This is a genomic window from Variovorax sp. 3319 (genome assembly GCF_031456585.1).
Lineage (GTDB): Bacteria > Pseudomonadota > Gammaproteobacteria > Burkholderiales > Burkholderiaceae_C > Variovorax > Variovorax paradoxus_P.
Genome location: NZ_JAVDUZ010000015.1, coordinates 23,839 through 47,182, shown reverse-complemented (window position 1 = coordinate 47,182; position 23,344 = coordinate 23,839). Strand labels below are relative to the sequence as shown.

The 23,344-nt window shown below is 63.4% G+C and carries 19 protein-coding genes; 11 read left to right on the top strand and 8 right to left on the bottom strand.

Features of this window, described 5'->3' with window-relative positions:
* Nucleotides 1-53: 53 nt before the first annotated feature.
* The 3 genes from J2X67_RS25430 (at nt 54) to J2X67_RS25420 (ending at nt 3,555) form a co-directional block, all read left to right on the top strand.
* Nucleotides 54-2,150, top strand: coding sequence for a PAS domain S-box protein (locus J2X67_RS25430; protein WP_309957638.1), 2,097 nt, complete (start codon nt 54-56; stop codon nt 2,148-2,150).
* Nucleotides 2,151-2,290: 140 nt separating this feature from the next.
* Entirely contained in the window at nt 2,291-3,328 is a 1,038-nt protein-coding gene (locus J2X67_RS25425) for an SDR family oxidoreductase (protein ID WP_309957637.1), read from the top strand.
* Nucleotides 3,325-3,555, top strand: a complete 231-nt coding sequence (locus tag J2X67_RS25420) for a hypothetical protein (RefSeq protein ID WP_309957636.1) — start codon at nt 3,325-3,327, stop codon at nt 3,553-3,555. Before J2X67_RS25425 ends, J2X67_RS25420 begins: the two co-directional genes overlap by 4 nt.
* 50 nt (nt 3,556-3,605) lie before the next feature.
* Here J2X67_RS25420 and J2X67_RS25415 read toward each other — a convergent pair whose 3' ends face one another.
* Nucleotides 3,606-4,559: a GlxA family transcriptional regulator gene (locus J2X67_RS25415; RefSeq protein WP_309957707.1), complete on the bottom strand. Its 954-nt coding sequence runs from the start codon at nt 4,557-4,559 to the stop codon at nt 3,606-3,608.
* A gap of 109 nt (nt 4,560-4,668) precedes the next feature.
* Between J2X67_RS25415 and J2X67_RS25410 the strand changes: the two genes are divergently transcribed.
* The 5 genes from J2X67_RS25410 to J2X67_RS25390 all read left to right on the top strand — a co-directional run bounded on the left by J2X67_RS25410 (nt 4,669) and on the right by J2X67_RS25390 (nt 10,562).
* Nucleotides 4,669-5,667 carry an SLAC1 anion channel family protein gene (locus J2X67_RS25410; protein WP_309957635.1) on the top strand — a complete coding sequence of 333 codons (999 nt, stop codon included), beginning with the start codon at nt 4,669-4,671 and terminating at the stop codon, nt 5,665-5,667.
* A gap of 195 nt (nt 5,668-5,862) precedes the next feature.
* Nucleotides 5,863-7,353 carry an NCS1 family nucleobase:cation symporter-1 gene (locus J2X67_RS25405; RefSeq protein WP_309957634.1) on the top strand — a complete coding sequence of 497 codons (1,491 nt, stop codon included), beginning with the start codon at nt 5,863-5,865 and terminating at the stop codon, nt 7,351-7,353.
* A gap of 26 nt (nt 7,354-7,379) precedes the next feature.
* Nucleotides 7,380-8,120 (top strand): aspartate/glutamate racemase family protein, encoded by a 741-nt coding sequence (locus J2X67_RS25400; RefSeq protein WP_309957633.1) that lies wholly within the window; start codon nt 7,380-7,382, stop codon nt 8,118-8,120.
* Between the two features lie 50 nt (nt 8,121-8,170).
* Entirely contained in the window at nt 8,171-8,926 is a 756-nt protein-coding gene (locus J2X67_RS25395) for a GntR family transcriptional regulator (protein ID WP_309957632.1), read from the top strand.
* A gap of 139 nt (nt 8,927-9,065) precedes the next feature.
* Nucleotides 9,066-10,562 (top strand): nucleobase:cation symporter-2 family protein, encoded by a 1,497-nt coding sequence (locus J2X67_RS25390; RefSeq protein ID WP_309957631.1) that lies wholly within the window; start codon nt 9,066-9,068, stop codon nt 10,560-10,562.
* 15 nt (nt 10,563-10,577) lie between these two features.
* Here J2X67_RS25390 and J2X67_RS25385 read toward each other — a convergent pair whose 3' ends face one another.
* From J2X67_RS25385 to J2X67_RS25365, 5 genes are all read right to left on the bottom strand, one after another.
* Nucleotides 10,578-11,435, bottom strand: a complete 858-nt coding sequence (locus tag J2X67_RS25385; RefSeq protein WP_309957630.1) for an aldo/keto reductase — start codon at nt 11,433-11,435, stop codon at nt 10,578-10,580.
* Between the two features lie 271 nt (nt 11,436-11,706).
* Nucleotides 11,707-12,453 carry a Crp/Fnr family transcriptional regulator gene (locus tag J2X67_RS25380; RefSeq protein ID WP_309957629.1) on the bottom strand — a complete coding sequence of 249 codons (747 nt, stop codon included), beginning with the start codon at nt 12,451-12,453 and terminating at the stop codon, nt 11,707-11,709.
* Nucleotides 12,450-12,887, bottom strand: a complete 438-nt coding sequence (locus J2X67_RS25375) for a hypothetical protein (protein WP_309957628.1) — start codon at nt 12,885-12,887, stop codon at nt 12,450-12,452. The genes J2X67_RS25380 and J2X67_RS25375 overlap by 4 nt, the downstream gene beginning before the upstream one ends.
* Before the next feature lie 3 nt (nt 12,888-12,890).
* A complete protein-coding gene (locus tag J2X67_RS25370; protein WP_309957627.1) occupies nt 12,891-13,751 on the bottom strand; it encodes an OmpA family protein in 861 nt (286 codons plus the stop codon).
* Between the two features lie 15 nt (nt 13,752-13,766).
* Nucleotides 13,767-15,896 (bottom strand): YadA-like family protein, encoded by a 2,130-nt coding sequence (locus J2X67_RS25365; RefSeq protein WP_309957626.1) that lies wholly within the window; start codon nt 15,894-15,896, stop codon nt 13,767-13,769.
* A 697-nt stretch (nt 15,897-16,593) separates the two neighbouring features.
* Here J2X67_RS25365 and J2X67_RS25360 point away from each other — a divergent pair.
* A complete protein-coding gene (locus J2X67_RS25360; RefSeq protein ID WP_309957625.1) occupies nt 16,594-17,313 on the top strand; it encodes a Crp/Fnr family transcriptional regulator in 720 nt (239 codons plus the stop codon).
* A 24-nt stretch (nt 17,314-17,337) separates the two neighbouring features.
* Here the strand turns inward: J2X67_RS25360 and J2X67_RS25355 are convergent, their stop codons facing one another.
* Together J2X67_RS25355 and katG are read right to left on the bottom strand one after the other, a co-directional pair.
* Nucleotides 17,338-17,766 carry a hypothetical protein gene (locus J2X67_RS25355; RefSeq protein ID WP_309957624.1) on the bottom strand — a complete coding sequence of 143 codons (429 nt, stop codon included), beginning with the start codon at nt 17,764-17,766 and terminating at the stop codon, nt 17,338-17,340.
* Between the two features lie 115 nt (nt 17,767-17,881).
* Nucleotides 17,882-20,077 carry a catalase/peroxidase HPI gene (gene katG / locus J2X67_RS25350; protein ID WP_309957623.1) on the bottom strand — a complete coding sequence of 732 codons (2,196 nt, stop codon included), beginning with the start codon at nt 20,075-20,077 and terminating at the stop codon, nt 17,882-17,884.
* A gap of 256 nt (nt 20,078-20,333) precedes the next feature.
* Here katG and J2X67_RS25345 point away from each other — a divergent pair, with 256 nt between their 5' ends.
* A complete protein-coding gene (locus J2X67_RS25345; protein ID WP_309957622.1) occupies nt 20,334-21,314 on the top strand; it encodes an AraC family transcriptional regulator in 981 nt (326 codons plus the stop codon).
* 37 nt (nt 21,315-21,351) lie between these two features.
* Nucleotides 21,352-23,340, top strand: coding sequence for an alkyl sulfatase dimerization domain-containing protein (locus J2X67_RS25340; protein ID WP_309957620.1), 1,989 nt, complete (start codon nt 21,352-21,354; stop codon nt 23,338-23,340).
* Nucleotides 23,341-23,344 lie beyond the last annotated feature (4 nt).

Here is a 23,344-nt window from a genome sequence, read left to right as displayed (position 1 = left end):
CAGCGCGCATGGCCAGCCCCTCTACGCCCAGCCCCTCTACGCCCAACCCCTCTATGCCCAACGCTTCCGAGCCGGCGATTGCGGCCCTGCAAGGGCTGCCTTCGGGCATTGAAGAGAGCAGCGTCTTCCGCTCACTTTTCATCGCCTATCCCGATGCCCTGCTGCTGGTCGACCAGGCCGGCAGCATCGTGCTGGCCAATCCCTCCGCAGCCAATCTGCTGGGCTATGCGGTGGGCGAACTGGTGGGGCTGAACGTCGACGTCCTGGTGCCCGACAGCATTCGTCCGCGCCATGCCGCATACCGCGAGGCCTATGGCCGCGCGCCCCGTGCGCGGCCCATGGGCACGCAGATGGAACTGGTGGCAAAGCGCAAGGACGGCACCGAAGTCATGGTGGAGATCGCGCTCAGTCCGTTGCAAAACCACGGGTTGCCGTTCGTGGTTGCCGCCATCCGCGACATTGGCGCCTACCCGCGTGTGAAGCAGGCGCTGCAGCGGGCGCGCTACAGCGACTACCTCGCGCAACTGGGCCGCCTGGCAGTGGACACACGCGACCCGCAGGTAATGCTCGACCACGTGCCCACCATCGCGGCAGAAGCGCTCGAGGTGGAGGTGGCCGTGGTGCTGCTGCTGGAAAGCAGCCGCCTCGACTTCCGCGTGGCAAGCGGCGTGGGCCTGGTGCCTGGCGAAGAAATTGGCGCGCGCATTGCCAGCCACGCAAACACGCCGCCCGGCTTCGTGTATGCCGAAGGGCAGCCCGTGGCGGTGCCCGACTACGGCAAGGAGCGCCGCTTTGCGGTGCCGCAGGCCTACCTCGATGCGGGCCTCGTCAGTGCGCTGGCTGTGCCCTTTTATGACCGGGGCCGGTTCATCGGCGTGTTGACCGTGCACTCGCGGCAGGGCAAGCGCTTCGGCGACGAGGAGTTGCGGTTTCTGGAATCGCTTTCCAACCTGCTGGCCACCAGCCTGCAGCGGGTGCAGACCGAAGAGGCGCTCAGCCACGCCCAGCGGCTCGAAAGCGTCGGCCAGCTCACGGGTGGCATTGCGCACGACTTCAACAACCTGCTCACCGTCATCCAGGGCAACCTGCAGGTGCTCGAAGAACTGCCCGCCATTGCGCAAGATGGCTATGCCCAGCAACTGGTGGGGGCTGCGGCGCGGGCCTCGCGGCGCGGCGCCGAACTCACGGGCAAGCTGCTGGCGTTTTCGCGCCGGCAAATGCTGCAGCCCAACGCCGTGGACACGCATGCCATGCTGCATTCGCTGGCCGACATGCTGCGGCGCACGCTCGACCAGCGCATCGGCATCGTGATCGATGCGGCGCCTGATTGCCCGCCCGTGCTGGCCGACCCGGGCCAGCTCGAATCGGCGCTGTTGAACATTGCCATCAACGCGCGCGACGCCATGCCGGAGGGCGGCACGCTGCGCTTTGGCGCCGAAGCCTGTGGCGCCATACCCCAGGAAGTGCTCAACGAACTCGGCGACATCGGCGAGCACGGCAGCTTTGTTGCAATTTCTGTAGCCGACAGCGGCACCGGAATGACCGAGGAAGTGAAGGAGCGCGCGTTCGAGCCCTTCTTCACCACCAAGGAAGCCGGCCGCGGCACCGGCCTTGGCCTGAGCACGGTGTACGGCTTCGTGAAGCAGTCCAAGGGTGCCATTGCCATTGCCACGCGCCCCGGCGCGGGCACCACCGTGACGCTCTACCTTCCCCAGTTGTACGACGCCGCGCCGGCCGCAACGCCGGACGACGACGGTGAACAGTCGCTTCCCGCGGGTGTGCGCGTCATGCTGGTCGAAGACGACGCCGAAGTGCGCAAGGTGGTCTACACGTTTCTCACTACGCTCGGCTGCAGCGTGGTAACGGCGGAAAACGCTGAACAGGCCCTTGTGCAGATGGATTCGGGTGCCGGCGCTTTTGATGTGCTGCTGAGCGACATTGCATTGGGCCCCGGCATGCGCGGAACGCGGCTTGCCGCCGAGGCGCAGCAGAGGTTTCCGCAACTCGCAATCCTGCTGATGTCGGGCTTCTCGTCGGAGCTGCTCGACGCCGACCGCGAAGCGCCGCCAAGCTGGGAGCTGCTGCGCAAGCCCTACTCCCGCGCCGAGCTGGCGCGCGCGATGGCCCGGGTGCTTGCCGCGCGGCCCTGACTGCCAGGGAGTCTTTTTCGGCGAATGCGCCACGCAACGCCATGGGCATTGTCCGACGCGCGGATGCGCAAGCCTCGCGCGCACGCCGCCGGGCAGAAGACGAAAGGTGGAGCCTTCGCCACCGATCGCAGGAGCCTTCCGTGTCCCCACTCTCCCCAGCGAAACCCTCGCCTTCGAGCCGCTCATCCGGGCCCGCCGATGCCACGCCGAACAGGCTGCACCAGGTGGTGGTGCTCACCGGTGCTTCCAGCGGCATCGGCCGTGCCACGGCCCTTGCATTTGCCGCACAGGGCGCATCGCTTGTGCTGGCTGCCCGCAACCACGAATCGCTGCAGTCGGTTGCCGATGAATGCGCGCAGGCCGGTGCACGCACGCTAGCGGTTGCTACCGACGTGACCGATCCCTCGGCAATGTCCGTCCTTGCGCGGACCGCCATCGATCACTTCGGCCACGTGGACATGTGGATCAACAACGTGGGCGTCGGCGCGGTAGGACGGTTTGAAGACACCCCGCTCGAGTCGCACAGGCGCGTGGTCGAGGCCAATCTGCTCGGCCACATGCACGGTGCGTACGCCATCGTTCCCCACTTTCGGGCGCGTGGCGGCGGCACGCTGGTCAACATGATCTCGCTGGGCGGCTGGGTTGCCACTCCCTTTGCCACGGCCTATACGGCCAGCAAGTTCGGCATTCGCGGCTTTTCGGAATCGCTGCGGGCGGAGCTTTCGGACTGTCCGGGCATTCACGTCTGCGAGGTGTTTCCGACCTTTGTGGATTCGCCAGGCATGTCGCATGGCGCGAACTACAGCGGGCACCGTGTCGCGCCGCCTCCGCCGGTCGTCGACCCGCGCCGCGTGGCCAATGCGCTGGTGGCGCTGGCCACCCGGCCTCGGGCGCGCACCTACATCGGCGCACCGGCACGGCCGGGCATCCTGATGCATGCGCTCGCGCCCAACCTCATGGCGCGCGTGCTCGGGTGGGTGGGCGCCGTGGCAATGCGCCGAGCCGCGCCGGCGGGGCGCACAGACGGCAACCTCTTCGAGCCTTCGCGCGGCTGCGCCATCGACGGCGGCTTTCGGCAGAAGTCGCAGCCGGCCGGTGCGCTGTGGCTCGGCCTTGGCACGCTCGCTGCGGTGGCCGGGGCCGTTTACCTGTCAAGTAACGCAAGGAGCACACGATGAAGAAATCATCCATTCCTGATCCCGCGGCAGGCGGCCAGCGCGTGCAGGCGCCCGATGCGGTGAACGGCGAAGAGCCGGCCATCGGAAACCGCGGCGCGCAAAGTCTGAAGGACGGAATGAAGAAAGCTGCCGGGCGCGATGCCGCGGCCCCGGACGCCGACAGCGAAGACGCGCTGAAGCGCCGCGCCGCCCGCGGCACGCCGCGTGAAAACGATGCGGGTGCCTGAGAACCCGAAGAGACGGTCCTCTCCCTCTTGCATTGACGCCGGCAAGGTTCTCATCTTGCAAAGCGCCTTCGATATTCCACGAGGCTTACGCCCAGGCGGCGGCTGAACGCCCGCCGAAAGCCATCCACGTTGGCATAGCCGACCTCATCGGCCAAGCGCTTGGCCGGTAGATCCGACTCTTCGGCCAGGCGCCGGGCTGCGTCCATGCGGGCGTTCTCGACAAACTCTGCCGGCGTGGTGCCGGCCTCGCTCCGGAAGATCCGCGCGAAGCTGCGCTCGCTCATGCCTGCGCGGACCGCCAGCGCGGGCACCGACAGGTCTTCCTTCAGGTGCGAGAGCACGTGGTCCTGCACCTGGCGCACGCTCGAGCGCTCCGATGTCTGGGCCGCCAGATGGGCGCTGAACTGGCTTTGGCCGCCCGGGCGCTTCAGGAACATCACCAACTCGCGCGCCACCCGCAGCGCCAGCTCGCGTCCATGGTCCTCCTCCACCATTGCGAGCGCGAGGTCCATGCCGGCGGTCACGCCGGCGGAAGTGAACAGATTGCCGTCTTTCACGTAGATGGCGTCCGGCTCGACGCAGGCATGCGGGTAGGCCGCGGCCAGGCGTGCCGTGGAGTTCCAGTGCGTGGCCACCCGTTTGCCGTCCAGCAGCCCGGCGGCCGCAAGCACGAAGGCACCGCTGCACACGGAGCCATAGCGCCGCACGGTACGCGACTGCCGCCTGAGCCATTTGTGCAGTGCCGCGTCTTCGGCCATCCCGTCGATGTCCGGGCTACCCGCCACAAGCAGGGTGTCGATCGGTCCGCGATGCGCGCCTACTGTGGCGTCCACCGCAAGCCGCACTCCGCTGCTGCTCTTCAGCACGCCCGCTTCGGTGCCGATCACCTGCACCTGGTAGGCGCGCGGCTGTCCCAGTTGCCGCGCCGCCTCGGCAAACACATCGGCAGGACCGGCCACGTCGAGCAACTGGACACGGGGAAAGGCAAGGATCGCGACACGCATGGCAGTGAAGGCCCATTCATTGGCAGAAAACGTCATGCCGCGCCGGGCGCGGTGCGGCCAGTTTGGCAGAAACTACCTGCACCTGCAAATTCTGCCAAATGAGACCACCATGCACGACAACTCCCTCTCCCCGCCTTTTGCGGTTTTGCATCCTGCCGGCGAGGCTTCGCTGCGCAACCTGCCGGTCAATCTGTTCGGGTCGGTAATGGGCCTCTCGGGCCTTGCACTGGCGTGGCGGCTGGCGCACGAGAGCCTTGCCGTGCCGGCGTTCGTTGGCGAAGCCATCGGGTTCTTCTCGATCGCCGTCTTCGTGCTCCTGGGGCTGGCCTACGCGGCGAAGCTGGCGATGCACCCGCAGGCAGTGCGCGCGGAATTTCTTCACCCCATAACGGGTAACTTCTTCGGCACCATCGCCATCTCGATGCTGCTGGTGTCGGCGGTAGTTGCACCGCACAGCACAGTTGCCGCGCACGTGCTGTGGACCTTGGGAGCCATTGCGACCTTCGTGCTGGGTTTTGTGGTGGTCTCGCGGCTTCTCAATGGACAGGTGGATGCGTCCCATGCCGTGCCGGCCTGGCTCATCCCGGGAGTCGCCACGCTCGACATTGCCGTGACGGCGGGGCGCGACCAGCCGCTGGCATGGGCGGCGGAGCTCAACCTGCTCGCAATGGCGGTGGGAGCGGTGTTTGCGCTCGTGCTGCTCGTGCTCATCGTTGGCCGGCTGGTGCATCAAGCCCCGCTCGCGCCGGCCATGACGCCCTCGCTGATGATTCTTGTCGCGCCCTTTGCCGTCGGCTTTCTCGCCTACACCAACATGATGGGCAGCATCGACAGGTTCGCAGCCCTGCTTTTCTACTTTGCGCTCTTCATGTTTGCGGTGATTGCGCCCAAGGTGTTCCGCCCGAGCAACGAGTTCTCGCCGGGCTGGTGGGCAATCAGCTTTCCGATGGCCGCGCTGGCAAACGCAGCGCTGAAGTACGCGCAGTTGCGTGCAACCACGCCGCTGTGGGCTCTTGCGATCCTGCTGGTTGGGGTGCTTACCTCCGCGCTTCTGGTGCTCACCGTGCGGACCTTGCGCATCGCGCTCAATGGGAAGCTGTTTACCTGAGGCAAGGGCCTCTCTTCGCTTCTGATGGCGGCCGACGCGGCCGGGCCGGGTATCAGGGAATCTACGGATATATGAATTCCTGGATGGGGTTGATTGCACACGGTTTTTGTATACAAATAACGCACCCGATACCCGGCGGCGAATTTGCGCCGGACAAGCGGTCCCTCAATCCCATCATTCGCACGAGGAAAGACCATGAGCACAGTTGTCAGCCAGGCCCCTGCGGGGGCGAGCGAAGCCGGCCATGCACCGCACGCCGAATCCAACGCGCTGATCAAGCCGGGCTATCACCCGCGGCTGACCAACGAAGACCTGGCCCCTCTCAGGAAGCAGACCTGGGGCCAGTACAACATCTTTGCGTTCTGGATGTCCGACGTGCACAGCGTGGGCGGCTACATCACGGCGGGCAGCCTGTTCGCGTTGGGGCTTTCCAGCTGGCAAGTGCTGGTTTCGCTGCTTGTGGGCATCGTGATCGTGCAGTTCTTCTGCAACCTGGTGGCCAAGCCCAGCCAGGTGACGGGCGTGCCCTACCCCGTGGTATGCCGCGCCTCGTTCGGTGTGCTGGGCGCCAATATTCCGGCCATCATCCGCGGGCTGATTGCGGTGGCCTGGTACGGCGTACAAACATACCTTGCATCGGCCGCCTTCATGGTGCTGGCGCTGCACATGTTTCCCAACCTTGCGACGTATGCCGACGTGGCGCAGCACGGGTTTGCGGGGCTTTCGACGCTGGGCTGGGTGGCGTTCATGATCATGTGGGTGCTGCAGGCCTTCGTGTTCTGGCACGGCATGGAGGCAATCCGCAAGTTCATCGACTGGGCCGGCCCGGCGGTGTACGTGGTAATGGCCGTTCTGTGCGGCTGGCTGGTGTGGAAGGCGGGCTGGAGCAACATCGACCTGAACCTGGGCGGCGTCAAGTTCCAGGGCTGGGACGCGCTGCCGGTCATGCTCTCGGCCATTGCGCTGGTGGTGAGCTACTTCAGCGGCCCCATGCTCAACTTTGGCGACTTCTCGCGCTACGGCAAGAGCTTCGATGCGGTGAAGAAGGGCAACTTCTGGGGCCTGCCGGTCAACTTCGTGTTCTTCTCGCTGCTGACGGTAATCACCACCGCCGCCACGCTGCCGGTGTTCGGCGAGCTCATTACCGACCCGGTGCACACCGTGGGCAAGATCGACAGCACCACCGCCGTGGTGCTGGGCGCGCTGACTTTCATGATCGCGACCATCGGCATCAACATTGTTGCCAACTTCGTCTCGCCGGCATTCGACTTTTCCAACGTGGCGCCGCAGCACATCAGCTGGCGCACGGGCGGCATGATCGCCGCGGTGGGCTCGGTGTTTCTCACGCCGTGGAACCTTTACAACAGCCCCGAGGTCATTCACTACACGCTGGATGTGCTGGGTTCGTTCATCGGCCCGCTGTTCGGAATATTGATTGCCGACTACTACATCGTGCGCAAGCAGCGCATCGACGTGGACGCGCTCTACACGATGAGCCCGAAGGGCGAGTATTGGTATAGCGGCGGCTACAACCCGAAGGCCATACAAGCCGTGATCCCGTCGGCACTGGTGCCCATTCTTTGCGTGATGGTGCCCGCGCTGCGAGGTGGCGCGAACTATGCATGGTTCATTGGCATGGGGCTGGGCTTTGTCATCTACGCCCTGCTGAACCGCAACAAGAGTTGAACTGACAGAAAGGAAAGGGCCGCGCCGTGCGCATCAAGATCATCAACCCCAACACCACCTGGAGCATGACCGAGAAGATCGGCGCCTGTGCCCGCGCGGTGGCGCACCCCGGTACTGAAATTGTCGCGGTCAGTCCGGCCATGGGGCCGGTCTCCATCGAGAGCCACTACGACGAGGCGCTGGCCGTGCCCGGCCTGCTGCAAGAAATTGCCGCCGGTGAACGCGACGGCATCGACGGCTACGTGATCGCCTGCTTCGGCGACCCGGGCCTGAAGGCCGCACGCGAACTGGCGCGCGGCCCTGTGGTGGGCATTGCCGAGGCCGCCATGCACCTGGCCAGCATGGTGGGGAGCCGCTTCAGCGTGGTGACCACGCTGGGCCGAACCATGGGCCAAGCCTGGCACTTGGCCGAGATCTACGGCATGGAGCGCTTTTGCGCCAACGTGCGAGCCTGCGAACTGCCGGTGCTCGAACTCGAGGAGCCCGGCTCCAATGCGCGCGAGCGCATTGTCGACGAGTGCCGGCGCGCGCTGGAGGAAGACGGCTCCGACTGCATCGTGCTTGGCTGCGCGGGCATGACCGACCTGTGCGAGCACATCGGCGGGCTGCTGGGCGTGCCGGTGATCGACGGCGTGGCCGCGGGCACCAAGCTCATCGAATCGCTGGTGACGCTGAGGCTTTCCACCAGCAAGCGCGGCGAGCTGGCGCACCCACTGCCCAAGGCCATGAAGGGCGCACTCGAAGGCTTTACGCTGGCTGCGCAATAGTACGAACGCGGCGGGCGGCTCCAGCCACCCTGCTGAGCCACAATCCCGGCATGCCCCGCGCCAGTTCCAAATCTTCCGCCTCCCCCGCCACTGCCGCTCCGGCCGCGGGCGGCCCAGTCGCCACCGACAAGGGCAGCTCCATCGAGAGCATTGCGCAAGACATTGCCACCGCCATCGTCGAAAAACGCCTGCCTCCGGGCACCTGGCTGCGCGAGGAAGCACTGGGCCGCGTTTATTCGGTGAGCCGTACCAAGATCAGGGCGGCGTTGCTCACCCTGTCAAAGGACAAGCTCATCGAGATCATTCCCGACAAGGGTGCTTTCGTGTGCCAGCCCACGGTGCAAGAAGCGCGCGAGGTGTTCGCGGTGCGCCGCATCCTCGAAAGCGAAGTGGTGCGCCTTTTCATAGCCCATGCGCGCCCGCGCGACTACCAGGTGCTGGAGCAGCACATCCGCTTCGAGCGAACCGCGTTGCGCCAGACCACCACCACAGGCACCGTGCGCGAAAAAGTGCTGGGCGATTTTCACGTGGCGCTGGCGGAAGCCACCGGCAACAAGACATTGGCCGAACTGGTGCGCGAACTGGTGGCGCGCAGCTCGCTGATTGCCATGCTTTATCACTCGTCGAACGACCCGCATTGTTCTTCGGACGAGCATTCGGAGTTCTTGCGCATTTGCCGCAAAGGTGATGCGGAAAGCGCCGTGGCCTGCATGACCGGCCATCTGGAGCGCATCGAGGCGAGCCTGGAGCTTGGCACCGAAAAACCCGACCGCCAGCTCGACCTGGTGAAGGCACTGCTCGCGTAAGAACAAGCCGCTGCGATGCGGGTTTTCCTGCATCCAGATTGCGGCATAAATTGTATACAGTTTGGCGTACACACATTGTGGACGCCACGCACCGCCGCGCCGCCCACGCATGTTCCCCTTGCTCGCCAGGAGATACACGATGACGGCCGAGACCTCTTCCCCCGCTCACACAGTCCATCCGGTAGACCTGCGGCTGCCATCAGGCAAGCTCGCGGCCCTGGGCCTTCAGCATGTGCTGGTGATGTATGCCGGCGCCGTGGCGGTGCCGCTCATCGTCGGGCGCGCGCTCAAGCTGTCGCCCGACGAGGTTGCGCTGCTGATTTCGGCCGACCTGTTCTGCTGCGGCATTGCCACGTTGATCCAGGCGCTGGGCGCTACGCAATGGTTCGGCATCAAGCTGCCGGTGATGATGGGCGTTACCTTCGCTTCGGTTGCGCCCATGGTGGCCATTGCCAATGCCAACCCCGGGCAGAACGGCGCGCAACTGCTGTTCGGTTCCATCATCGGCGCGGGCGTGGTGTCGATACTGATCGCACCGCTGGTAAGCCGCATGCTGCGCTTTTTTCCACCGGTGGTCACTGGCACCATCATCGCGGTGATCGGCATCAGCCTGATGCGCGTGGGCATCAACTGGATCTTCGGCAACCCGGTGGGGCCGACCGCACCTGCGCTGGTAGACCCTGTGTACGCCAAGTGGCTCGCGGAGGTTACTTCGCCGGGTAGTTCGATTCCGGCGGTGCCCAAGGGCTTTGCCATCATGCCGACGGTGCCCAACCCCAAATACGCGGACCTGTCAGGCTTCGGAGTGGCGGCGCTGGTGCTGGTGTCCATCCTGCTGATCGTCAAATACGCCAAGGGCTTCATCGCCAACATCTCGGTGCTGCTGGGCATTGTGATCGGCGCGGTGGTTGCTTCAGCTACGGGCCTCATGACCTACGAGAAGGTAGGCAAGGCCGCCTGGGTGGACGTGGTGCTGCCCTTTCATTTCGGCATGCCGCAGTTCGACCCGATCCTGATTCTCACGATGACGCTCATCATGATCGTGGTGATGATCGAATCGACCGGCATGTTTCTCGCACTCGGCGAAATGACCGACCGCAAGATCACGCAGAAAGACCTTGCCAAGGGCCTGCGCACCGACGGACTGGGCACGCTCATCGGCGGCATCTTCAACACATTTCCGTATACGAGCTTTTCGCAGAACGTGGGGCTGGTGGCCGTCACGGGCATCAAGAGCCGCTACGTTTGCGTGGCCGGCGGAGTGATCCTGGTGGTGCTCGGGCTGCTGCCAAAGATGGCGGCGCTCATCGAGTCGCTGCCGACAGTGGTGCTTGGCGGTGCGGGGCTGGTGATGTTCGGCATGGTGGCCGCTACGGGCATCCGCATTCTTTCGGGCGTGGATTTCAAGGGCAACCGGCACAACGCGATGATCGTCGCTGTGTCGATCGGCATCGGGATGATTCCGCTCATTGCACCCAATTTCAAGCAATGGATGCCGCATGCGATTCACTCGCTGATCGAATCGGGCATTCTGCTGGCGTCGATCAGCGCGGTGCTGCTGAACCTGTTCCTCAACGGTGCCAAGCACGACGAGCAGGCAGTGATTGCCGCGGCCAAGCAGGCCGAAGCGCACTAGTCGCCGCCCGTCGGTTCAGATCATCGCCAGCGGCGCCTTGCGCCGTGGCGGCGGATGGAGGCGGTCGAGTTCGGCAATGGTGGCAGTGTCCAGCTCCAGCCTGGCAGCGGCCAGGTTCTCTTGCAGGTGCGTGCTGCGCACCGCCTTCGGGATTGCAACGACACCCGGCCTCGCGATCACGGCGGCAAGGGCAAGCTGGGCGGCAGTTACGCCAAGGCGCGCTGCCAATGCGCCCAGTGCCACATCCGATGCCAGCGCTCCCTGGTCGATGGGGCTGTAGGCCATCAGCGGCATGCCGCGTTCGCGCAGCCAGGGCAACAGGCTGAATTCAGGGCCGCGTTCTCCCAGCGACAAGTACACCTGGTTGGCCGAGCAACCGGCGCCCGGGCCAACGGCTTGCGCCAGTTCTTCCATGTCGTCCGTGTCGAAGTTGCTCACGCCCCAGCGCCCGATACGCCCCTTGGCGACCAGCGCCTGCATCGCATCTGCGGTTTCGCGCAGCGGATGATTGCCGCGCCAGTGCAGCAGGTACAGGTCGATCATGTCGAGCCCCAGGCGCTTCAGGCTGCGTTCGCAGGCCTCGGGTGTGCCACGGCGGCTTGCGTTGTGCGGGTAGACCTTGCTGACGATGAAGAGCTCGTCTCGCGTAACGTCGCCGGCCCGCAGGGCCTCTGCCAGTGCCTGGCCGATAACGGTTTCGGCTCCGCCCTCGCCGTACATTTCGGCGGTGTCGATCAGCCGGTAGCCCATGGCAATGGCCTCGCGCACTGCGGCCACTTCTGCCTTGCGCCGGTTTGCCGCTTCGCCCATGCGCCAGGTACCGAGGCCGAGTACCGGAATTTCGCCGGAGTTGGGGAGAAGGAGTGTTCGCATGGCCAAATCGTAGCGGGAGGCGCGCCCGGCAAGACCGCGGCGAGGCCAATTCCTACAAGGCTTCAGCGCCCCTCTTACAGATGGCAGCCTTTCAAAGACGCAATCTGGCTTCGGGTGTGGTGCGCTCCTCTGGACCCGGACAGTGCTTTTGCGAAACCGATCCGGCACGATGTACCCGCAGCCAGACATGCCGGCGGACAAGCCAATGAGCCGAGCTCGTGGGCCAAGCGCATGACATGAAAGGCGCACCACGCCCCTCGTTCGTTCGAGGCTAGGGAGCCTGCATCGCTCTTTTCTTGAGCGCGTCGATGTCGAGCACGGTGATCACCTTGTAGCTGACACTGATGGCGCCGCAGGCTGCCAATTGCGCGAGTTCCTTGTTGACGCTTTGCCTTGTCACTTGCAGGAGCGCGGCAAGGTCTTCTTGAGTCAGCCGAAGGCAAAGCCCCGTTTCTCCGCCTACTTTTCGACCATACAGCAACGCGAGCCGCTCGATGGTCGCGGCAATGCGGCGCTGGAACGAACCTATGCCCTGGCTCAGCAGCAGCTCGAACACCTGCCGGACTTGCTTCAGGAGCATCTTGGCCATGTCGCGCCAGAGAACGGGATCGTCGTCGAGAACCTTCAAGACCTGCGCCGCGGGCATGTGAACAACAACTGTGTCGTTCAGCGCGCGAAAGCAATAGTGATGGCTCGCCTGATCTTCGTCTTCCGGACTGCGCGTGAATCCCAGCACATAGCCGGGCCCGAGAAGAGCAACAACCGATCGATGCACCGCAGCCTGAACGCGTTCGACAACGATGTAGCCCGACACCACAGCCAGTATTTCCTTGGGCCCTTCTTCCGACGCAATGATTTCGCCGCGAGAGTAACGGCCCAGGGTCGAGATTGCGAGCACCTGCTGCATGGCAGCCGAAGGCCACATTGCAAAGCCAGGGGTCAGGCGCAGCGCTCTTTCGACCAATACCAGGTCGTCCGAAAAAATCGTCGCTCCTGTCGCTTGCTCACTGCCGTTCATCGAGAGATTGCCGTTTGGAACATGAGGGAGATGCCCCTGCCGTTGCCTTCGTTGCGATGCGATTGACGAAGCAGGCCACGCAGCGCAAAAACAGAAGTGAGTGTTGCGATCACCATGTGGTCGTTGCAGCCGTAAAGCAGGCGCAGTTCGGCGACAACATCGCAACGCGTCATGAATATCAGCATGTCTTGCAGGCGCATAACCTCGCGCACGGACGCGAGCTCCCGCTTGGCCCTTCCGGCGCCCAGCATGCAGGACACCAGCAACACGTCGCATCGAACTGCGCGCGCGCCGGCATCCCTCACCGCTTGCAGTTCAGTGAAGCCAAGAGGAATGAACCCGAGTCTCTGGACGACCTGATAGGTGAATTTTCTCGAGGCTGCAACGGGGTCGAGAATCCCAACGCGAAACGCATCGTTTGCACGTGGGCTCATCGATCATCGTTCGGAATAGACCTCGATCTCGACCCGGCGGTTGGGCTGGAGGCAGGTCACGAGAGCGGGCGTTTTCTGCTCGCCGGGGCACGTGGCCACCGGCTGGCTTTCACCCGCGCCCGCCGCGCGGATAACGCTGCGCTCGATACCGTACTGAACCAGGAGTTCACGAACCGTGTTCGCGCGCGAGAGCGAAAGGGCCTGGTTATAGCTGTCGGAGCCCAGTCGATCGGTAAAGCCGATGATGCTCAGGCGCTCGATGCGCTTGCCCTTGCCAGCCAGGCTGGCCGCCAACGCTTCGATCTGGCGCCGGCCATCGGGAAGAATGTCGGTCTGGCCCGATTTGTCGAAGGCAAACAATGCGTCGGCGCTCAATTTGAAGCGCTCAGGCGCCGTCGGAGCAACAGCGCGCGGCACTTCAGCCGGCTTTGTTTGGAGGAAGTTGGCGCAGGCCGGCTCCTTCCAATACATTGCATTCGAGACGCCGTCCTTGTAGACCACCTTGTACTGGCAGGTAACGAACTCGTCGCCGCTGCCGGTGCGAAAGTTGAACAGGTAGTCCCACTCCTTGGGGCCGAACAGGCCCTCGCTGAAATGCGGATAGCTGATGAGCTCTCGCACCTGGTTCTTCGTCATTCCGCGGCCGACTCGGCGCAGTTGCTCCACGTCGACGAACGAGCCGCCCTTGAGCCAGGCAGCGCCGACATCGGGAAACTGAACGTCCTGCTTTTCAGCGGAGGCGCCGTAGGCGACGTTGTTGGTGCTGACCGTGGAACCTGTCGAGCCGCAACCGGTCAAGGCCAGGGCCGATGCAAGCCCAAGGGCTGCCAGCGCAAATGAGTGGATGGATTTTTGCTTGTTCATGTTGTTTCTCCCGGATCAGTCGAACGAAAAGCCGAAGCCGACCCGCACGATGGCCTTGCTACCGCCCGTTGCCCAGCCCACGCCTGCATGCAAGGTGGTTTGCCCGTTGTCGGAGCGCTTGAGAACGTTGAAGCCGATACCGGCCTGCCCGTTGTAGCCAGCCACCGCCCCACTCACGTGATAGCGACCCGGCTCCACCGGCGTGACCACAGCCATTGCCGCCGATGCAGCAATGCCGCCCGAAAGCATCTTGGTGTTGCTGTTGATCTTGTCGTCCAGCCCGTTGATACGGTTGTTGACAGTGCCCACAGCCGAATTGAGCTGGTTCACATTGACCGCATCAGTGCCGGCAACACCAGGGGCCACGTTATGGACCGAAACCGGACCGGTCGAGTTGTTGCCGCCGAGTGACACGCTGTTGTAGTTGGTCGTGCCATCCACATTGGTGTCGTACTTGACCGTCGATTGGTCGATGACAGCCACGGTGCCTTGCACCGCCTTCAGTTGCGCGACGTTCACGGCATCGCTGTCGGCCGCGCCAGCTGCAACGCCGGTGATCTGGCGGAACTTGCCCGTGGCCGCGTCGCCCACCGACACTGCGGCCAGCGTGCTGGTCGTCGCGCCGATTGCGGTGCGTTGCGAGTCGGTGGCGGCGGGCGGCACATAGCCAGCCACGCCAGCGCCCGTCGATGCGACCGAGCCCGCGCCGAGCGCAACCCCGCCCGCTTGCGTGACATTGGTTCCCGCACCGATGGCCACGCCTTGCGCAGCCGCTGCCGACGCCTGGGTGCCCAGGGCAATGGAATCCGCGAGGTGCGAGGTCGCCGCCTGGCCGATGGCAATACCGCCTGGCGCGCTTTGGTGCACCACGGCGCCGTTGCCCATGCCGATGCCGTTGTCGCCGTTGACCACAGTCTGCGGGCCGACCGCTACCGACTCAGCGCCCACCGCAAGAGAGTCGGCGGCGCTGGAGTTCGCATGGAAGTACTTGATCGGCGTGACGGCGAAGGACTGCAGCGCGCCGGTCAGCTGACGGATGGTGACGGCATCCTGAGCCTGGGTTCCGTCGGCAACGTTGGTGATCTGGCGGTAGAAATTTGCGGCGCCGACCGTGCCGCCGACCGACACGGCGCCGAGCAAGAAGCTGTCCGTCGTGTTGTAGGGAATCAGCAAGCTGCCCGCGGCGATGGTGCCGGTCGTCGGCGCAAGCGCCCGGTTGGAGATGGATGTAGCGCCCAGCGCCACTCCGCCATTCACACTGGCGGTTGCGCCTGAGCCCAAGGCAACGCCTCTGTTGGCCGTTACGAGACTGTTGTTGCCGAGAGCCATGGTGTCGAACGTCCGAACTGTTCCAGGGCTGGCGACCGCGTTCATACCAATGGCGATTGCGCCCCATGTATCATTGACGCGGGTCGAATCGGCGCCGGCGCGCGCACCCGAGCCAATCGCAATCTGGCTGGAGTTGGTGCCAAGGTTTGAGCCCGGCGTCGGGCCCGCCACGGCATTGGGGCCGATGGCTACGGAAGCCACGGTGGCACGCGACGAGTCGCCGATTGCCACGGCGCCCGAGCCGGTCCCCTGAGCCTTGGCGCCGATTGTGACTGTGGCGTAGCCCACGGTGCCGCCAGGAATGCTGCCGGTGCCGCCCGCGGTAAATGCACCTGCGCCGATGACCACCGCACCCGAGCTGATGCCCCCGCCGCCCACGTCCTGAGCGCCGTTGCCGAGCACGACCGAACCGGCTCCCGTTGCGAAGGCGTTCGGACCCACGGCGATCGAGTTTGCGCCCACCGCCCCGGAGTTGGACAGCGTCGAGTTGCCAATCGCCGTCGAATTGACGTGAAGGTACGGCGTCTCGTCGACGCTGACCCAGCGGGCGTTCTTCCAGACTGCAAGTCCCTGCTGCAGGCCGTTGGCGCCGGTGGTTGCCGTTGTGTTGTAGACCACCATGCCTTCGACCGGCGTGCCTCCGGCGAGCCCCCAGGTGACGGCATTCGTCACCGCAATGCGCGGCGCCAGCAATCCGCGGGTCGTGCTGTCCAGGTCCAGCAGCGCACCCGGCGCCGGAAGGACACCCGGCGAGCCGGTGCCATCAGTGATCTTGGATTGCGCCAGCGCACCACCGGCGAGAGTTGCGATCAGCACCCCCACAGCCGCCGCGCGCGCATTGCGAGCTCCACTCCAAATGCAAGTTGTTTTCTTCATGTCTGATACCGCTATCGTTAAAAAATGCCATAAAAGGACGCCACCGATTGACCACCAAGTGCGGGCAATACTTGTTGCTCCAGTGTTGGCCGCTCGCATCGAACAAAATCGACGAAGCAATCAGACAAACCCCAAGAGCGGTGCGAATTTATCTTTATGGGAAACGAAAAAGTAATTCGTTTTAATGCAATCGTCGGGTACCCGACATTGCCGACAGCTGCATGCATTGGAATGTGAATAAAGTCCTGCATTCGCTCCGAGGCATGTTGGAGTGTCAGTTTCAGCCATCGCTCCAGCGGTTTGGGCTTGTAAATGCCCGAAATTTCCTGGCAGCTACAGTTGTCCGACGCTCAAGACCAGACATGTTTCTTTTTTGAGAATTAATCCTCAATCACGCAAAGTCGAGAACTCGCATTTCAAGAGAGGACACAAAACTCGTGCTTGGCGAACTTGATTCGAGTTAATTGAATCAATAATACGCAGATATATTTTCAACTGTAAGAATTTAACGTTAATATTTCTTCGCGATCACAATTGGTCGTATCGGCGTTCTCCCCGTTGACGAATATTTCCGAAAAGAAAACACTTCTATCGGGATGAACGGCGGCAACGAATCGTCGGCAAATGGAGAAGATCCATGGAATCCGGCGATGACGCTGAGTGCGTCGCGTTGATGGAACGTGCGCTGCGCCTGACTGAAGCGTTCACCAACTGGCCTGCGGCCGGAATGAGTCGGCTGCTTGCAGCGTCGCGCGTCGGCCGCTTTGCGCGGGGCGACTATCTGTTCAGCGAAGGAGATCGGCGCGAGGCAATTGCGGTCGTCTCGGGGTACATCACCATCCGAAGAGCCTCTGCCAATGGGGGCAGAACGCCAGTGGGCCTTGCCGGCCCGGGCATCCTGATTGGCGTTGCGCGAGCCATCGTCGAGGACGACGACGAGATCTATGACTACTCGGCCCTCGACGATTCAGTTGTTGTGCTGATGCCGACGCCCCTGCTCTTGCAGATCCTCGAGCAGTTTCCCTTGCTTTGGCGTGACATGGCACTGAAGCTGCTGAAGCAGAACAGAGCAGAAATGAGCACCCTGATGAAGCGGATGATCGGAACCTTGTCGTGCCGGCTTGCGGCAACCATAGAGCGCCTGGCAACCCTCTACGGCGTCAGGGAGCAGGGCAACCTGCAGGTTCGGCTCCGGCTCACCCAGGAAGACCTGGCTTCCATCCTGCAGGTTACCCGCCAAAGCGTGAACAAGGATCTCCGGATGCTGGAGCTCAGGGGCGTGGTTGCCCTGGACTACAACATCATCACCGTCCTGAACCCCGAGGCCTTGAAGAAGGCCGCGAGCGAGAGCAGGTAAAGGCCCAGGCTGCACTGCGTCCCATCAATAGGTTTCGAGAAACCTGGCGTGCTCGCGATGCATGTGAGAGCGTGCCACCAACCACTGTTGAAGCGCAGCCTGCGTATGGGGCGAGAGGTCTTTGGAGCATTGGTCGAATGCTTCCCCGAGGAGCTTGAACTCGACGCCCAGGTGGCGCTGCGGCCTGGATGAATCGGGCATCTGGCTTTTCACGAAAGCAAGGAGTCCGGCCTGGCCGAACGCCTCTATCTCGTTGACCAGACGCCATCGCTCCTGCATCAGCCTGCGGAATATTGCGGAACGGCGCCGCACGCCGAAGCGGCGGAGTATGGGGTTCGAATCATCTCCATGTACCGTCGCCATGATGATCTCGAGCTGCTGAAGCAAATGAATCCATTGCTCAGGACGAAAGAACTCTGTGGACACCGGAGGCGTCTTCTTCGCGACTGGCATGGTTGTCTCCCGCCGTCATTTTTTTGATACGCCCCGGCCCGGCCGGGAATCATCCGAAGCCAGGCCGAGGCTGCACTTGCACTGCGCGCGGCAATATCAGCCGCGCGCGATCAGATCACTTCAGGTCGAAGCGATCGAGGTTCATCACCTTGGTCCACGCAGCCACGAAGTCCTTCACGAAGAGCTTTTGGGAGTCGCTCGCGCCATACGCTTCAGCAAGCGCGCGCAACTGCGAGTTGGATCCGAACACAAGATCGCAGACGGTCCCGGTCCACTTGAGCTCTCCCGTCGTGCGGTCGCGGCCTTCGAGCAGGCCCTCGGCTGTTGCCGACTTCTTCCACCCGGTGTTCATGTCGAGCAGGTTCACGAAGAAGTCGTTGGTCAGGGTCTCTGGACGCTTGGTGAAGACGCCGTTCCGGGACTGGCCGACATTGGCGTTCAGCGCGCGAAGGCCGCCAACCAGAACCGTCATCTCGGGCGCACTCAAGGTCAGCAACTGCGCCTTGTCGAGCAGCAGCACAGCGGCCGTCCCTTCGAGGCCCTTGCGCAGGTAGTTGCGGAATCCGTCGGCCTTTGGCTCCAGGGCTTCGAAAGAGTTGACGTCGGTCTGCTCCTGCGAGGCGTCCATGCGACCCGGCGAAAAAGGCACCGTCACATCCTGGCCGGCGTTCTTGGCGGCGGCCTCGACCGCTGCATTGCCGGCCAACACGATCAGGTCGGCAAGCGAGATCTTCTTGCCGCCGGACTGCGCGCCATTGAAGTCCTTTTGAATGCCTTCGAGCGTTGCAAGCACCTTTGCCAGTTGAGCGGGTTGGTTGGCCTCCCAGTCCTTTTGCGGAGCGAGGCGAATGCGCGCCCCGTTGGCGCCGCCGCGCTTGTCGCTGCCGCGAAAGGTCGAGGCCGAAGCCCACGCGGTAGACACGAGTTGCCCAATGCCCAGGCCCGAAGCGAGGACCTTGGCCTTCAGCGCCGCAACGTCCTTGTCGTCGACCAGCGGATGGTTCACGGCAGGAATCGGGTCTTGCCAGATCAGCTCTTCCTTCGGCACCAGCGGGCCGAGGTAGCGCGGACGCGGACCCATGTCGCGGTGGGTCAGCTTGAACCAGGCACGGGCGAATGCGTCGGCAAACTCCTGCGGATTGGCCATGTAGCGGCGCGAGATCTTCTCGTAGGCTGGGTCCATGCGCATCGCCATGTCCGCTGTGGACATCATCGGAGCGTGGCGCTTGTTCGGGTCATGCGCGTCAGGCACGGTGCCCGCACCTGCGTCGCCCTTTGGCTTCCACTGATGGGCGCCTGCAGGACTCTTGGTGAGTTCCCAGTCGTAGCCGAACAGCGTCTCGAAGTAGCTGTTGTCCCACTTGGTAGGCGTGGGAGTCCAGGCGCCTTCCAGGCCGCTGGTGATGGCGTGCACGCCCACGCCGCTTTCGTAGGTGCTCTTCCAGCCGAGGCCCAGGTCCTCGATATCGGCACCTTCAGGCTCAACGCCAACGTGGCTTGCGGCGCCCGCGCCGTGGGTCTTGCCGAAGGTGTGGCCGCCGGCTGTCAGAGCCACGGTTTCTTCGTCGTTCATGGCCATGCGGGCAAAGGTCTCGCGAATGTCGCGCGCCGATCCGAGCGGATCGGGATTGCCGTTGGGGCCTTCCGGGTTCACGTAGATCAGGCCCATCTGCACGGCAGCGAGCGGGTTGGCAAGATCACGGTCGCCGCTGTAGCGCTCGTCTGCAAGCCACTTGCCTTCGGGGCCCCAGTAGATGTCCTCTTCAGGTTCCCAGATGTCGGCGCGGCCGCCGGCAAAGCCGAACGTCTTGAAGCCCATGGATTCCAGCGCCACGTTGCCTGTCAAGACCAGCAGGTCGGCCCATGAAAGCTTGCGGCCGTATTTCTGCTTGATAGGCCACAGCAGCCGTCGTGCCTTGTCGAGATTGCCGTTGTCCGGCCAGCTGTTGAGGGGCGCAAAACGCTGCGCTCCGGTGCCCGCGCCGCCGCGGCCGTCGCCGATGCGGTAGGTGCCAGCTGCATGCCAGGCCATCCGGATGAACAAGGGACCGTAGTGGCCGTAGTCGGCGGGCCACCAGTCCTGCGAATCGGTCATCAGGGCGTTGAGGTCCTGGATCACCGCGTCGAGGTCGAGGCTCTTGAACTCTTCCGCGTAGTCGAACGCTTCGCCCATCGGACTGGACTTGGCAGTGTGCTGGTGCAGAAGCTTCAGGTTCAGCTGGTTCGGCCACCAGTCTGAATTGGCAGGAGCCCCGGAAAAACTGTGTGTGCGCGCATGGCCCGGAAAGGGGCATTTGTTTTCTTCGGACAAGGGGTTCTCCTTTGGTTGTTGATCGGCGCGGCCAGTCTAGGTTTGTATTACTGTTTCACCAATCCAATTGATCGCATTCATTTCATAGCCATTAGCTATTAAATATTGGGGGCTGAGGCGTCTTGCAGCCAGTGCATTGATCATGGCCTCCATATGCATTGGACTCAATGCGTCAAGGCCAGAACAATCACGCCGCACAGAGCGCCGGAGTTCAGACACAGGGCCCGGCTTGCATCACAACCAAGGAGACAACCTGGTGAACATCGCCCAGAGCATTGCGGCTGGCCACGATCAATCTCGTTTCCACGACGCCGTCCGCCACATGTCGGTCGTTGATATGAATGGCGTCGTTTTCGTGCGGGCCCAAGGGAGCCCACCCAACACCTACCGCGGCTTGCCCAGCTGCATACAGGAATCAGCCGAGTACCCTTTGCACCTCCTGCTGAAGTTGAACAACGGGTTCATCACCTGCAAGCAGCAAGACCGAACCATCACCATCGGTGTCAACGACATGTTGATCATCGACTCCGATGAAGCGGTGCGGCTGTGCTCGCACCACGATACAGATGCGTGGATCATCAGTTTGTCGCAAGCGCTCGTGAAGCGTTGGCTGCCGGACGCAACGGATGCAGCGGCAGTTGTACTCACCGGCGACAAGGGGTGGACAAGCCTGCTCGCAAGTTACCTGCGTGCCATGAGCCTGGAGCATCTGCAAACCGTCACCAACCCATTCGAGCGCGGAATGCTCAGCGAGCATGTGTTGTCGATGCTGTCGATGGCGCTTTCTGAGAACAAGCTCGGACATGACCCGGAGGCGCCGTCCGCGCCCGACTGCACATTGCATGCTCGCATGCGCGCGTGGATTCGCGATCACTACGCCGATCCGGAAGTCAGCGCGGCCAAGCTTGCGGCCGATACCAATGTTTCGGTGCGCTACGTGCACAAGGCCTTCGCTGCCGAACGCGGCATGACTTTTCTGGATACGGTGCGGCACGAGCGCATGGAGGCCGCCATGCGCATGCTGCGCACGTCCGGCATTTCGAGAACCTACATCTCGCAGATCGCCTACAGCTGCGGCTTCACAGATCCTGCGTATTTCGGTCTGGTGTTTCGAAAGCACCAGGGATGCTCGCCAGGCGCCTTTGCAAAGCTGCACGGTACCGACCTGGCACCGCGAGGATCGCTCCCTGAATCACTGTCAAGGCACCGGGCGCCACGCTCGACGATGCCGGCCTGATTGCGCGTTGCAACGGCCAACTTATCTGGAGACAAGAATGAAAAAACCGTTCCGCCTCGTAGCCAGCGCATTGCTGGCAGCCATTGCGACTGGCGCCCAGGCGCAGCCCCAAGCCAACGCACCCAAGGAAGCCACCGAGACCACGCGCGCGGCCAACCAGGCGTACCTGGCCACCTTGCCGATGGCCGACAAGCAATCGTTCGACGACGCGAGGCGCGGCCTCGTCGAAAGCCTTGGCGGCGACCAGGTGATCACGAGCGCTCAGGGACGGCCCGCATGGTCGCTCAAGGGCTACGAGTTCCTGTCGAAGGAGCAGGCGCCGGACACCGTCAATCCTGCCCTGTGGCGGCATGCGCGCGTCAACATGGGCGCCGGCCTGTACAAGGTTACGGACGGCATCTACCAGCTGCGTGGCTTCGACCTGTCGAACATGACGGTCATCGAAGGGAAGACCGGGCTCATCCTCGTCGATCCGCTCATCACCACCGAAACGGCCAAGGCCGCGCTGGAGCTCTACTACAAGCACCGCCCTCGCAAACCCGTGGCGGCAGTGATCTATTCGCACAGCCACGTCGACCACTTCGGAGGCGTGCGCGGCGTTGTCAACGAGGAAGACGTGGCCTCGGGCAAGGTCAAGATCATCGCGCCGGTCGGCTTCATGGAAGAAGCCGTGAGCGAAAACGTCATTGCCGGCAACGCGATGTCGCGGCGGGGCATCTATCAATTTGGCCCACTGCTGCCGCGCGGCGAAAAAGGCCAGGTCGACGCGGGACTGGGCAAATCGGTCTCCTCCGGCACCATCAGCCTGATCCCGCCCACGATGCTGATCGAGAAGCCAACGGAAGCGCACACCATCGACGGCGTCGAAATCGTCTTTGAACTCACCCCGGGGGCGGAAGCGCCGTCCGAGATGATCATGTACTACCCGCAGTCGAGGGTGCTGAACATGACAGAGATTGCCGCCCAGACCATGCACAACCTGTTGCCCATGCGCGGCGCGCTGGTGCGCGATCCGCTGATCTGGTCCAAGCATCTTGGGGGCGCGTTGCAGCGCTATGCCGCCAAGAGCGACGTGATGATCATGCAGCACAACTGGCCGGTGTGGGGCGCCGACCGTGTGCAGGGCTTTCTGGCGAAGCAGCGCGACGCGTACAAGTACGTGCACGACCAGACGGTGCGCCTGATGAACCACGGCCATGTCGGCAGCGAGATTGCCGATACGCTGAAGATGCCCGCAAGCCTCAGCCAGGACTGGTCGACGCATGCGTTCTATGGCGACCTCAAGCACAACATCAAGGCCATCTACCAGCGCTATCTTGGCTACTACGACGGCAACCCGGCCAACCTGTACGCATTGCCGCCTGTGCCCGCCGCGCAAAAGACCATCGAGTACATGGGAGGCGCCGCCGCCGTGCTGCAACGCGCCAGGGCCGACTTTGCCAAGGGCGAGTTCCGTTGGGTGGCCCAGATGGCATCGCAACTGGTGTTTGCAGACCCGGCCAACCTGGAGGCGCGTGGCCTCGCTGCCGACGCCTACGAGCAATTGGGCTACCAGGCCGAATCGTCCACGGCGCGCAACGCACTCTTGCAAGGTGCCTCGGAGCTCCGCAACGGCCTGCCCAAGATGCCGGCCCTGAACACACAGGCCCCGGACGTGATTCGCGCGCTGACGCTGGACATGTTCTTCGACTACCTGGCCGTGCGGTTGAACGGCGACAAGGCCGCCGGGAAGGCAACCGTTCTGAACTGGCAGTTCACCGACACGAAGCAGAACTACGTGCTCAACCTGGAGAACAGCGCGCTCACTTTTGTTCCCGGCGCGCAGTCCGCCAAGGCCGATGCGACCCTTGTGTTGACACGTGCCACGCTGGACGAAATCTCGCTGCAGAAGACAACGTTTCCGGCCGCGCTGCAAGCGGGCCAGATCGTGGTCACGGGCAAGCGCGAAAAGGTTGGAGAGCTGCTGGGCATGCTCGACACCTTCCCGACAACCTTCCCGCTGATCGAGCCCCGCCCTGCGCATTGAGCCA